We start from the raw sequence: 13,741 nt of genomic DNA, 5'->3' as shown, positions 1-13,741 counted from the left end.
AAAATAATGGCAAAAAAGAAGAGGAGTTTACATATGGATACGGTAACATTAGCAAGAGCATTTTTCGGTTCTTCACTAGCATTCCACATTATCTTCGCAACACTTGGTGTCGGACTTTCATTAATGATTTTTATAAGTGAAATACTCTATCACTGGAAGAAAGATTCCGACTACGCCATTATGGCGAAAAGATGGACAAAGGCTTTTGCCATCCTTCTCGGTGTAGCAATTCCAACTGGAACAATCGTTGGTGTGCAAATCTCACTTCTTTGGCCTGGTTTTGCCAAAATTGTTGGGCAGGTTATTTCTGTTCCCTTTCAAATTGAGATTTTCGCCTTCTTTTTAGAGGCTTTGTTCATGTCTATTTATGTATATGCAGCTGACAAACTACCTCCATTCATGAGATTAATCTCGCTATTCTTCGTCATGATTGGTGCCACGGCATCCGCCGTGCTTATTACATCGGCAAATACATGGATGAATACACCCGCGGGCTTTTCAATGGGACCAGATGGATCAGTTTTTAACGTTGATCCGTGGAAAGCTTTCTTTAATCCGAGTTTTGGCACGAGCGCATTCCACGTTGTGATTACAGCCTACGCAACTGGAGCTGCCGTCATTGCCTCTATCGCCGGATTTAAATTATTAAAGAAGAATGTAAGTGAACGTGAAGTGGCATATCATAAAAAAGGACTACTGTTAGGACTCGTCGTGACATTTATTACAGGCGCTACGATGTGGCTTTCGGGACACGAATCGGCAATTGCTTTACATAAGCATTCCCCTGAAAAACTGGCATCTGCTGAAGCTTTATTTGAAACGACATCACATGCACCGTTATCAATTGGCGGCGTTGTAGATCCTAACACACTTGAACTAAACTATGCACTAGAAATTCCGAACATGCTTAGCCTACTAGTAGGACTAGACCCTAACACTGTCGTAAAAGGACTAAAGGAATTTCCACAAGAAACATGGCCACCATTTTACACGCATACACTGTTCAATTTAATGGTTGGCACTGCTGCCTTTACCTTTGCAGTTGCAGCAATTGCCCTCTTATATTGGTACTTTGTTTACCGAAAAAAAGAAACAGAGCTACCGAAGTGGCTTCTTTGGGGAGCTACCGCATGTGGACCAGTTATGATGCTCGGCATTGAATTTGGGTGGATTTTCAGCTGTAGCGGTCGTCAGCCATGGACCATTTACGGTATGCAACGTACAGTCGACGCTTCTACACGCGCTGATTTTGTCGGTCCTTTATTTATTCTATTCATCATTTTATATATTGGACTCGGTATTTTAACAGTTTTTGTACTACGGACATTCTTTAAGAAACATCCGCTTACAAATGATTTACATCACGAAGGAGGCGATTCTCGTGCATGAGGAAAGTATTGCAATCATCATCTTATGGGCTCTTATTTTCGTATACAGTATATTAGGGTCCATCGATTTTGGAGCAGGTTTTTGGGGCATGGTATACGCAAAACATCCAACGCTAGCTGCCAAGCTTGCCAACCGATACTTATCACCGACTTGGGAAGTAACAAATACATTTCTCGTCTTTGTCGTTGTCGCTTTTCTTGGCTTCTTTCCGAAAGCCGCTTTTACCCTAGCAACGGTAATGTTCGTACCCGTTATGTTAATTCTAGTACTCGTGGCAATTCGCAGTACATTTATGGTATTTGCTTATTCCCTGCCGAAGTACCAACACCTTCTTCGTATTATTTCAGGTATTACAGGACTCTTAATTCCAGCCCTATTAATTACCGTTTTACCTGTTACAGAAGGTGCCTATATTACAATGTCTGAAGGAAAAGAAGTACTCCTATATGGAAAACTTCTTTCTAGTCCTGTTATTTATTGTTATATGCTCTTCGGACTAACTTCGGAACTATTTCTTTCCTCTCTCTTTCTTGCTGATTTTGCGAGAGAACAAGGTTCAGAAGATGCATATAGAATTTATAGAAGAAACGCGATTATCCTTGGTCCTGCAACGCTCGTTACGGCGATTATTGCCCTCGTTGTAATGGATCCGGAAACACACTGGCTTATGCAAGGGCTAATAAAGCAATTCACATGGTTTACAGTTTCTATCGTTTTATTCATTATCGGATACTCTTCTCTTTGGTGGACAAACAAGAAGTATGACACACTAGGATACCCTCGCATTGCCGTTTTAGCAGTCGTCGCTCAATATGCATTTGCAAGTTATGCTTACGGCGTTGCGCATTTACCGTATATTATTTATCCTGATGTAACTGTATTTACAAGCTTTACAACGGTCGAAACATTCTATGCATTGCTTATTCTATATGCAATTGGGATTGCAATTTTATTACCAGGATTTATTTTCTTCTGGAATTTATTCTTGAAGGATCGAACTTTTTTGAAGGAAAAATAATATTGTAGGGCCTGTTCCAAAAGGTATTTTGGGATGGGCTCCTTTTGTCATGTTTTGTCGATAAGTCGATATAATTTAAAAATCGCTGATATATTTTGAGTTGCGCCGATATATTTCAATAATCGCTGATATATTTTGAGTTGCGCCGATATATCTCCATAATCGCCCATATAAATTTCATTTACTATCTTACTGCCCCATTAATTTCTAGACTCCTCTCACAATAGTTATTTCACTAAGAGAGATACTTGTCCCATAACTTGAAAAACACATATTTATTGCACTCCGTTATACGTCTAGTTCTTCTTATTTTTTGCTGAATATACTACCAATACAAACCTTAAGACAAGCTACATTACTTTAAGGAAAAGTAGAAAGGTAGGTAAAATATGAGCATTGAAATATGGATTACTATTATTGTATTCTTCTTAACAATGATTGTTATCTTTTGGCGACCTCGTGGTTTAAATGAGGCGTGGCCGGCAGCAATTGGCGCTGGCATTATCCTGATTACTGGACTTGTATCAAAACCAGACGTCATGGACATTATTAGTAAAATTGGCGGTGCCTCCATAACAATATTAGCGACCATCGTTATGGCGGTTATATTAGAAAGCTTCGGCTTCTTCCACTGGTCCGCAGCGAAACTTGCAAACCTAGCAAAAGGCTCCGGGCGCCGCTTATACTGGTATATTCAATTATTATGTTTTCTTATGACTCTTTTATTTAATAACGACGGTAGTATTTTAATTACAACGCCAATTTTAATTCTTCTCCTAAAAAATCTTCAATTAAAACCGCATCAACAAATCCCTTATTTATTAAGCGGTGCTTTAATCGCTACTGCATCTAGTGCACCAATTGGTGTAAGTAATATCGTAAACTTAATCGCATTAAATATCGTGAATATGACTCTTTATATGCATACTGCTATGATGTTTGTACCTGCAACATTAGGACTATTGTTTATGTCATGGCTTATGTATACGGTTTTGAAGAAAAAACTTCCGAAAAAATTGCCTGTTTCTTCATATGATATTGAAGAAATATTCTTCACGAAAAACTTTCATCCGTTAAAAGGAAAAAATTCAGTTGATACGAAACAAAAACGGACAAGGTTCATGCTAAAAGTATTAGGCTTCGTCTTCCTTATGCGCTGTCTTCTATTCGTTGCATCCTTCTTATCCATCCCAATCGAGATTGTTGCCGTACTCGGTTCACTCGTTCTTCTCATTTGGAGATGGTACTACTTACGAACGAACCCTGTCGACATTTTGAAAAAGACACCGTGGCACATTTTGATTTTTGCTTTCTCTATGTATGTCATTATTTACGGGCTCCACAACGCAGGATTAACAGCAGCGCTTGTCCAATGGCTTGAACCAGTTGTAAGTCAACATCTGCTTTATGCTAGCTTTGCAATGGGTGGACTCGTTTCTCTCCTCTCCAATGTCTTCAATAATCACCCTGCACTTATGATTGGTACCATTACGTTAACAGAAATGGGATTAGATCCAGTCACATTAAAAACTATCTATCTCGCAAATATCATTGGTAGTGACATCGGTTCACTATTATTACCAATCGGTACGCTAGCTTCTCTCATTTGGATGTATATCCTGAAACAAAACAAAATTAAAGTAAAATGGAAAGACTATTTAAGTGTATCCCTTATCGTTATCCCACTCACAACCGTCGTCACATTATTCCTCTTATTCTACTGGGTACATCTCTTCTTCGCCTTATAAAGTGAAACTTTAATCAGCCCTAACCAATCGGGCTTTTACGGGCAGTTGCCCCCCCACCTAACTTCTTTGCTTCCGCTGAATTTTGAGGTGGGGGTCTTACTGCCCACAAATAGCGGGATAAACAACAGAAGCCCGCTTTGCTACCGTCTTAGCAAAGCGGGCTTCTTCTATATTTAAGTTAGGTACTACAGTGTGATCAATCAAGTAAAGAGGTGTAACGTGTTATTGGTATAAATGACTACCAGTGTCTTTAAATTCTTTCGCTTTCTCTTTCATTCCCTTTTCAATTGCTTCTGTCGTTTCTAAATCATTTTCTTTTGCGTATTCACGAATATCATGTGAAATTCTCATACTACAAAACTTCGGTCCACACATGGAACAGAAATGAGCCGTTTTCGCACCTTCTGCTGGCAACGTTTCATCGTGATACTCCATCGCACGTTCAGGATCTAAAGATAAATTAAATTGATCGCGCCAACGGAATTCAAAACGAGCTTTTGAAAGTGCATCATCACGCTGATGAGCCGTTTTGTGCCCTTTCGCCAGATCAGCTGCATGCGCAGCGATTTTGTACGTAATAACACCTTCGCGTACATCATCTTTATTCGGTAAACCTAAATGTTCTTTCGGCGTTACATAACAAAGCATCGCTGTTCCAAACCAGCCAATCATCGCAGCTCCAATTGCGGATGTAATATGGTCATAACCTGGTGCAATATCTGTCGTTAACGGTCCAAGTGTATAGAATGGTGCGCCCTGGCAAATATCAAGCTCTTTCTCCATATTTTCTTTAATTAAATGCATCGGTACATGCCCAGGCCCTTCAATCATAACTTGCACATCATGTTTCCAAGCAATCTTCGTTAATTCACCAAGTGTTTCAAGCTCAGAGAACTGCGCTTCGTCATTTGCATCTGCAATCGAACCTGGACGTAATCCATCTCCAAGAGAGAACGAAACATCATACTGCTTCATAATTTCACAAATCTCTTCAAAATGAGTGTATAGGAAGTTTTCTTTATGATGGTATAAACACCACTGCGCCATAATTGAACCACCGCGCGAAACGATACCTGTCGTACGCTTTGCAGTAATCGGAATGTAACGAAGTAATACGCCAGCGTGAATCGTAAAGTAATCTACGCCTTGCTCCGCTTGCTCAATTAACGTATCACGATACACTTCCCACGTTAAATCTTCTGCAATTCCGTTTACTTTTTCAAGCGCTTGATAGATTGGTACCGTTCCAACTGGTACAGGTGCGTTACGAATAATCCACTCACGCGTCGTATGAATGTTTTTACCTGTAGATAAATCCATAATCGTATCTGCACCCCAGCGAGTAGCCCACGTCATCTTCTCTACTTCTTCTGCAATAGAAGAAGATACAGCAGAGTTTCCGATATTTGCATTCACCTTCACGTGGAAATTACGTCCAATAATCATCGGCTCTGCTTCCGGATGGTTAATATTTGCTGGTAAAATAGCGCGACCTTCCGCAATTTCCTTACGAACAAACTCCGGCTCTACTCCTTCACGAATCGCAACATATTCCATCTCAGACGTAATGATGCCATTACGTGCATAATGCATTTGCGTAACATTTGCACCTTGCTTCGCTCTAAGTGGTTTACGATCCATTTGCGGGAAAACAGGTGTATGTTTTGAAGCCACCTTCACACCGTCATCCTCTGGTTTTACTTCGCGCCCTTCGTATGCTTCTACATCATTACGCTCCAGTATCCAAGAGTGGCGTGGCGTTGGAATCCCCTTTTCCAGCTCCACTTTATACGCGGGATCCGTATAAGGACCGCTCGTATCATACACACGAATTGGCGGATTCGGAACGCCGTTTGTATCGCTTTGTTCAATCTCACGCATCGGCACTTTCATACCTTCTCGTGGTCCATCCACATACACTTTCTTACTTCCTGGTAAACTCGATTTCAATTCAATTTGCTCAGCTGAAACAGACTGTTTCATAACCTTTATTGCCCCCCTGTACGTGACAAGGACGAGATATGGCCAGCGTATGCCAAAATAAAAAGAGCCAGGTCCATAAAAAAATAAGGACCTGGCTCATAAAAGACATCATTATGTAAAGCCGTTAACTTCCCTACGCTGGTACGAGCCAGATCAGGTCCAAAGGGTTAAGAAGTTCACGCGCTTCTCTCTCAGCCTACGCATACGTTAGGCACCCCTAGTTTATCACTGATTTAATTTTCAATACTTTCTCATCATACACGATAATCTGAAAAATGCAAAGTTTATTTCTTTTGTTGTTTATGGAATCATCCACGTTAAATAATATGCCTGTACATACGTCATAATACCAACAATAATTACGAAGAACAAACTATGCTTTACTGTAAAGCGGAATAAATCTGATTCTTTTCCAGCAAGTCCAACTGCTGCACAAGCAATGGCAATTGATTGCGGAGAAATCATTTTACCTGTTACACCGCCCGTTGTATTTGCTGCAACGAGGAGTACTTCAGATACACCGACTTGCTGCGCTGTAATTGCTTGTAAATTTGAAAATAATGCATTCGCTGAAGTATCAGACCCTGTTAAGAATACACCAATCCATCCTAAGAATGGTGAGAAGAACGGGAATAGTCCGCCAGTTCCTGCTAGTGCTAATGCTAGTGTAGAAGATAGCCCAGAATAGTTTGCAATAAATGCAAATCCTAATACAAATCCAATAGATAGAATTGGCATTTTTAATTCACTTAAAGTTTCTTTAAATGTTACCACTGCATCTTTTACACTCATTTTCAAAATAAACATGGAAATGAGACAAGCAATTAAAATTGCTGTTCCCGTTGCTGATAATACATCAAACTTCAAAATTGCCTCGTAAGGCGTCGCTTTATTTACAATCGGCTCTGCTTTCATTACTAAATTGTGCAAGCCTGGAATTTCAAACTTAAATACAAGGCTTTCTAATGCGCCTCCTGGAGCAAATAATGCTTTAAAGAAACTTTGACTCCAAATGACTACCATAACCGTTAATACAATAAATGGAGACCATGCCTTTACTACTTTTCCTAACGTTAATTTCGGCATCGATGCCGCTGTTGTTGCAGCTGCTTCTCTATTTGCTTGCCCAGATTGATAAATTTCTTTCGGTTGCCATACTTTTAAGAACAGCGCTAAACTAACTAAACTTACAAGTGCCGACGTAATATCCGGAAGTTCCGGTCCTAAAAATGTCGCTGTTATGAACTGTGTAATTGCAAATGAGCTACCTGCTACAAGTAAAGCAGGCCACGTTTGTCTTACTCCTTTCAACCCGTCCATTAAAAATACGATAAAGAATGGAACAAATAATGATAAGAACGGTAATTGATGTCCAGCCATTTGTCCAATTTTATGTGGATCAATACCTGTTACTTGTCCAGCAACTGTAATCGGAATACCCATCGCTCCGAACGCTACTGGTGCTGTGTTTGCAATTAAACAAAGACCTGCTGCATATAAAGGATTTAGCCCAAGGCCTGCAAGAAGCGCTGCCGTAATCGCTACTGGTGCACCGAATCCTGCTGCCCCTTCTAAAAATGCTCCGAATGAAAAACCGATTAAAATAACGAGTAAACGATGGTCATTCGTAATGGATAATACAGATGCACGAATGACATCAAATTGACCTGTTTTCACAGATATTTTATATAAAAATACCGACATAATGATAATCCAAGCAATTGGCCATAATCCGTATAAGAAACCATATCCGGTCGCTGCCATCGCCATTGTGAACGGCATCTTATAAGCGAATAACGCCACTAAAATTGTAAGTACAACTGTAATAAATCCTGCCACATACCCCTTCATGCGGAAAACTGCTAAAGCTAAGAAAAAAAAGATAATCGGAATAAGTGCTACCGCTGCCGAAATCCAAATGTTTCCGAACGGATCATAAACTTGTGTCCATGTGTTCATTGTTCTCTCCCCCCTAAAGAATCCCCTTTTAAATAGAATAACCTCATCAATAGACTATCAGGTCATCATACCTTTCAACCTAAAATAAAAAAACGTTTAAGAAAACGTTTTCAATAACTTTCTTTTATACTGTACCATAACAATTTCCATTTAAAAAGATTTTTTTGAAAATTTTATTATTTCACTAGAAAATCTTACAAAAGCGTCATGTTCTTGTCATGTTCATCGATAGAAAGCTTACCAAAACTATTGCATAATAATAGTATAACAACGGACATTATTTATGAGGTGATATAGATGAACGGAAACAAAATATTAGCAGCTTTATCATACTTTAGTGTATTATTTGCCCCTATCTTATTCCCGATTATTGTGTGGATTGTGGGAGACACGGAAACGAAACCACATGCAAAACGTGCTCTATGGACACACATTATCCCAAGTATTGCTACATTCATTGGCATGATTATTTTAGGAGTTATGGGTCTTGGATCTGATCAACCGGATGTAACACTGAGCATCGGTACGATGATTGTCTTATGTATTTGCGGAATCATTAGCTTATACTACTTCATTTGGAACATCGTGAAAGGTATTAAAGTACTGAAAGCTTAATTTTAAACAAACGTTTGATTAATAAGAAAAAACCGTCCCAAAATACTTTTTGGGACGGTTTTTTTACCTTCTGCGTTTCTTCTTTTTTCTCATCATTTTCTTGCGTCGCGTATTCACTTTATCCGCTATAATGTGAAGCGTGCTTGCCAAAACAATCCCCATTACGAACGTTACAATTTCAACCTCATGTTCCTTCGCCATTTCTATTAAATTCCCGTCAAGCGCGATTACATTTAATAGGAATAAAAACGGAGAAAACACAATTAACATGTATGCAATACGAATCACATCACCAAGTATAATTGTGTGTGTAAAGAAGGAGCGATGCGGCATCACCTTCTTATACGGATACCAAAATATACGCAGGAATCCCCATTTATTATACGCATTACTATACGTATCTAAATCCGGTGTTAAAAATGTAGTACCTACTAAAAAGCCAATTGCAAAAGTTAATAAAAAATCAAAATTTGTTAGTCCATACGAAAAGAGCATAAACAAAACAACCGGAAGGGATATTAAGTTTATTTTCGTATGCGTTCTTCCTGATGGCATAATGCACTTCCTCGCTTACGTTCGCCCTGTCACTATGTGACAGTTCTCACCTATTGATCTAATTTCTGATCGATAAAGGATGTGTCTATATCCGAACCAAACCATTCTGTCAACTTCACTCGTGCCTTATCTTTCACATCATCATTAACGTATAACGACGCTTGTAATAGCGCAGCCATTAACGCCCCTAAATCATCCGTATAACCAATTCCAGCAACGAAATCTGGAATCGCATCAATCGGTGCAATAAAATAAGCAAGTGCTCCAATTACAATAATTTTCACTCGCTTTGGAACATCTGGTTTCTGCAAAACGTAAAACAATAATAAACTTGCATAAATGACCGACTGCCCTGCTTGCTTTGCGACATGTTTTACTTTCTTCCAAAATGCTTCAACTGAAAATTTTTGTTTCATGTAAAAGCCTCCCTATTTTTTTAAAAGAAATAAGCTACAATATGTTTTCAGTAAAAGTTCATCAAAATTACACATAATCTATCAATGAACTTTCATTGTAACAAACAAACCAAAAAAGAACAAGTGTTCGTTAATTTTTACATACTTCCCTTCATATAATAGGTTTCTAGATAACCACTTACCCATTGTCATTTCTTATTTCTCAACAAAGAAAATTTTCACTTTCACTTAACATTCTGCTCTACCTTTGTTATATTTTCTAGTTGACGGACATATAAACGAATGTTAAAGTTTTCTCTGGTAGTGACAAATCTCATACAAAAAATGTAAAATGTTATAGTGTTTCTCAGAAATGAATTTTGTTGTATAATACAGAAATGACGTTATGCTTATGAGTAACACAAGAAACTAAAAGGGTATGCATAGTTATAGTCGTATATGGGTGAATATAGAACCTCTAATTATGGCCAAGAAAACTATGTATTTTTTATTTTAGCATTTTTCGCTCCAAAATCGACCAAGCCTGATAGAGAAAGGGTGGAAATGAATGAAAGAAACCTTGAAATCACAATTTCAAAATGTGCGTTTCACTGCATTCGTAGCTTTAGCCTTATGGTTGAAGACATATCTTATTACACGCACAAGCTTTGATTTAAAACTTGAATCTTTCATGCAAGAATTCATTTTATTCCTTAGCCCATTAGCAGCATCATTACTGCTTGTTGGTCTTGCATTATTTGCAAAAGGGAAAAAACGTAACTATATAGCACTTGGAATTAATTTTGTCTTAACAATCGTTCTTGTTGGTAACGTAATGTTCTACGGATTCTACAATGACTTCGTTACTTTACCAGTACTAGGACAAACATCTAACTTCGGAAGTTTAGGTTCTAGTGTAAAAGAATTGTTTAACTACAAAATTATCCTCGCATTTGCTGATATTATCGTATTCTTCATTTTATTGAAGAAGATGAAGAATTTTGCACCGACAGAACGTGTAGCACGCCCAATGCGCTCCCTATACTTCGTGTCAACAATTGCTATTTTCTTCGCAAACTTAGGATTGGCAGAAGCTGAGCGTCCAGAACTATTAACACGTTCATTCGACCGCGTTATGCTTGTTAAAAACTTAGGTTTATATGTACACCAAGTATATGATCTTGGCTTACAAGCAAAATCAAGTTCACAAAAAGCATTTGCTGACGGTAGTAAGTTACAGGAAACAGAGAACTACGTAAAAACAACGCAAAGCAAACCAGATCCAAATATGTTTGGTACTGCAAAAGGGAAGAACGTAATCGTTGTCTCTCTTGAGTCATTACAAACATTCTTAATCGGTGCAACAGTTAACGGACAAGAAGTTACACCATTCTTAAACCAATTTACGAAAGAAAGTTATTACTTTGATAACTTCTTCCATCAAACTGGGCAAGGAAAAACATCTGATGCTGAATTCTTAGTAGATACTTCAATGTATCCACTAGACCGTGGTGCTGTATTCTTCACACACGGTAACAACGAATACACAGCAACTCCAGAAATTTTACGTCAGCAAGGATACTACACTGCAGTATTCCACGCAAACAACGCAACATTCTGGAACCGTAACATTATGTATCCGGCACTTGGTTATGATCGTTACTACAACGAGCTTGACTATAAGATTACGCCAGAAACGAAATTAAACTGGGGATTAAAAGATATCGAGTACTTTGATCAATCTATCGATATGTTAAAACAAGTGAAGCAACCGTTCTATACTCGCTTCCTTACTTTAACAAACCATTACCCATTCACTTATGATGACAATACAAAATTAATTGATGAATACAATTCTGGTGATGGCGTATTTGACCGTTACATGGTAACAGCTCGCTACTTAGATGAAGCAATGAAACACTTTATTGAACGTCTAAAAGCAGAAGGTATTTACGACAACTCAGTTATCGTATTCTACGGTGACCACTACGGTATTTCTGAAAACCATAACCGTGCAATGGCACAGTTCTTAGGAAAAGAAGAAATTACTGCGTTTGACCATATGAACTTACAAAAAACACCAATGTTTATTCACGTTCCAGGTCAAAAAGAAGGTAAAACAATTTCAAAACCAACTGGTGAAATTGACATTAAACCAACTATTCTAAACTTACTTGGTGTAGATTCTACGAATGACGTTCGATTCGGTCATGACGTATTCTCACCTGACAATAAAGGATTCGTTGTTCTTCGTGATGGTAGCTTCGTTACAGATAAGTACATGTACACGAACAGTACATTCTACGACCGTGCTACTGGCGAAGTTGTACAACTACCAAAAGAAGAATCTCAACCACTTATTGATCGTGCCCAAAATGAATTGAGCATGTCTGACAAAATCATTGAGGGTGACTTACTTCGCTTCTCTGAAAGCAACAAGATCAAAACTGGTGAAGTAAAGACAGCTATTAAAGAAGAAAAGAAGAGCGCTGAGTAATCTCAGCCTCTTTTTTTATATTCCTCCATACAATTACTTATATTCATTAACTTTAACATTACATAACCTTTACCAAATATTCATATAAAATTAATGAAGTATCTCTATAATAAAATATGTAAACGAGGTTCTATATATTTCTTATCTCTCATCTGTAATAAGATCCCTTAAAGAAATATGTGAATCGTTTATTTCTACTTTCTTATAATTGTCTTTCAATATGTTTTGTTTCCATACACAAAACATTCAATAAGACGATGTCCCTATGAAAGATAGCTACCCTCCTTGTGCAGCATTCCATAAGAATGTTGCTTTTTTTTATTTAAAAGCAGGATTCTTATTTCTTATTTTCGAATTTGTATATACGAAATGCTGTAAATCACTACCACTTCTCCACCATTTACAAATACATATACGTCATATGTAAAGAATTACTCACATAAAAATTACTGTAGTGATTTTTATTCCAAATGAATGAAAACTTCACTTTACTTATGCACTTACGAAAGGATGGGACGAAAATTGGCATATGAAAGATTTGTACTTTGGAATGATGCAGTTATTAATACAACGAAACAAAAAACGTACATAGACCTTGAGGAAAGAGGCTTGCAGTTTGGGGATGGTGTCTACGAGGTTATTCGTCTATATAAAGGGAACTTTCACTTATTAGATCCGCATATCACAAGATTATATCGCTCCATGGAAGAAATAGAATTAACACTCCCTTTCTCAAAAGCGGAACTGATTACCCTACTTTATAAACTAATCGAAAATAATAATTTCCACGAAGATGGAACGATTTATTTGCAAGTATCTCGTGGTGTACAAGCTCGTACCCATACGTTCTCATATGACGTCCCTCCAACAATCTATGCCTATATTACAAAGAAAGAAAGACCAGCGTTATGGATTGAATATGGTGTACGTGCCATATCAGAACCGGATACGCGCTGGCTACGCTGTGATATTAAATCATTAAACTTATTACCGAATATATTAGCTACTACGAAAGCGGAACGAAAAGGTTGTAAAGAGGCCCTTTTCGTACGAAATGGTACTGTAACTGAGGGCAGCCACTCTAACTTCTTTCTCATTAAAAACGGAACTCTTTACACACATCCAGCTAATCACCTTATTTTAAATGGCATTATTCGTCAATATGTTCTTTCTTTAGCGAAAACCCTTCGTATTCCAGTACAAGAAGAGCTTTTCAGCGTTCGTGATGTTTATCAAGCGGATGAATGCTTTTTTACAGGAACGACGATTGAAATTTTGCCGATGACTCATCTTGATGGAACCGCAATCCGAGATGGTCAAGTTGGCCCTATCACGAAAATGCTGCAACGATCATTTTCTCAGAGTTTGTTACAATCCAATATGTCATCTTCTTAAACACGAATAATTTCTATCCTTTCTACATTCAATATATGTATTTAAATGGAAATCAAGGTATAGATTTATGCCTTGATTTTTTCTTGTAATCTTTTTGTCATATTCAGATTCCCGCATAAGTCTTGACAGTAATCGACATGCTCTTTAGAATTTTTAACAGTTGGTAAATATTTCTTCACTACATTAC

At 37.9% G+C, this 13,741-nt stretch carries 10 protein-coding genes and 1 riboswitch; of the genes, 6 read left to right on the top strand and 4 right to left on the bottom strand.

Going from position 1 to position 13,741, the window contains the following annotated elements; translation table 11 throughout:
• The first annotated feature begins 33 nt into the window (after positions 1 to 33).
• From cydA to ACTFNE_RS18885, 3 genes are all read left to right on the top strand, one after another.
• Positions 34 to 1,389, top strand: coding sequence for a cytochrome ubiquinol oxidase subunit I (gene cydA, locus ACTFNE_RS18895; RefSeq protein ID WP_270705790.1), 1,356 nt, complete (start codon positions 34 to 36; stop codon positions 1,387 to 1,389).
• The gene (locus ACTFNE_RS18890; protein WP_000544181.1) at positions 1,382 to 2,407 is read left to right on the top strand and encodes a cytochrome d ubiquinol oxidase subunit II; all 1,026 of its coding nucleotides are present in this window, start codon (positions 1,382 to 1,384) and stop codon (positions 2,405 to 2,407) included. The genes cydA and ACTFNE_RS18890 overlap by 8 nt, the downstream gene beginning before the upstream one ends.
• A 389-nt stretch (positions 2,408 to 2,796) precedes the next feature.
• A complete protein-coding gene (locus ACTFNE_RS18885) occupies positions 2,797 to 4,155 on the top strand; it encodes an arsenic transporter (protein WP_000021134.1) in 1,359 nt (452 codons plus the stop codon).
• Between the two features lie 222 nt (positions 4,156 to 4,377).
• Here ACTFNE_RS18885 and thiC read toward each other — a convergent pair whose 3' ends face one another.
• Entirely contained in the window at positions 4,378 to 6,138 is a 1,761-nt protein-coding gene (gene thiC / locus ACTFNE_RS18880) for a phosphomethylpyrimidine synthase ThiC (RefSeq protein WP_270705788.1), read from the bottom strand.
• Between the two features lie 113 nt (positions 6,139 to 6,251).
• Positions 6,252 to 6,367, bottom strand: a riboswitch (TPP riboswitch).
• Between the two features lie 71 nt (positions 6,368 to 6,438).
• Positions 6,439 to 8,097 carry an L-lactate permease gene (gene lldP, locus ACTFNE_RS18875; protein ID WP_270705787.1) on the bottom strand — a complete coding sequence of 553 codons (1,659 nt, stop codon included), beginning with the start codon at positions 8,095 to 8,097 and terminating at the stop codon, positions 6,439 to 6,441.
• A gap of 297 nt (positions 8,098 to 8,394) precedes the next feature.
• On the opposite strand from lldP, the gene ACTFNE_RS18870 reads away from it, so the two are divergent.
• A complete protein-coding gene (locus tag ACTFNE_RS18870; RefSeq protein WP_270705785.1) occupies positions 8,395 to 8,712 on the top strand; it encodes a DUF4870 domain-containing protein in 318 nt (105 codons plus the stop codon).
• 63 nt (positions 8,713 to 8,775) lie between these two features.
• On the opposite strand, the gene ACTFNE_RS18865 is transcribed toward ACTFNE_RS18870, so the two are convergent.
• Together ACTFNE_RS18865 and ACTFNE_RS18860 are read right to left on the bottom strand one after the other, a co-directional pair.
• Positions 8,776 to 9,267: a metal-binding protein gene (locus ACTFNE_RS18865; protein ID WP_270705783.1), complete on the bottom strand. Its 492-nt coding sequence runs from the start codon at positions 9,265 to 9,267 to the stop codon at positions 8,776 to 8,778.
• A gap of 50 nt (positions 9,268 to 9,317) precedes the next feature.
• Positions 9,318 to 9,683 (bottom strand): YkvA family protein, encoded by a 366-nt coding sequence (locus ACTFNE_RS18860; protein ID WP_000810368.1) that lies wholly within the window; start codon positions 9,681 to 9,683, stop codon positions 9,318 to 9,320.
• A gap of 547 nt (positions 9,684 to 10,230) precedes the next feature.
• Between ACTFNE_RS18860 and ACTFNE_RS18855 the strand changes: the two genes are divergently transcribed.
• Together ACTFNE_RS18855 and ACTFNE_RS18850 are read left to right on the top strand one after the other, a co-directional pair.
• Positions 10,231 to 12,159: an LTA synthase family protein gene (locus ACTFNE_RS18855; protein WP_000665331.1), complete on the top strand. Its 1,929-nt coding sequence runs from the start codon at positions 10,231 to 10,233 to the stop codon at positions 12,157 to 12,159.
• A gap of 510 nt (positions 12,160 to 12,669) precedes the next feature.
• Positions 12,670 to 13,554, top strand: a complete 885-nt coding sequence (locus ACTFNE_RS18850; RefSeq protein WP_270705781.1) for a D-amino-acid transaminase — start codon at positions 12,670 to 12,672, stop codon at positions 13,552 to 13,554.
• Positions 13,555 to 13,741: the final 187 nt, after the last annotated feature.

It is taken from the genome of Bacillus cereus group sp. MYBKT111-2 (assembly GCF_051915205.1).
Classification (GTDB): Bacteria; Bacillota; Bacilli; order Bacillales; family Bacillaceae_G; genus Bacillus_A; species Bacillus_A paranthracis.
Note: the sequence above shows the minus strand (reverse complement) of the source record. Positions and strands in the feature narration are given on the sequence as shown.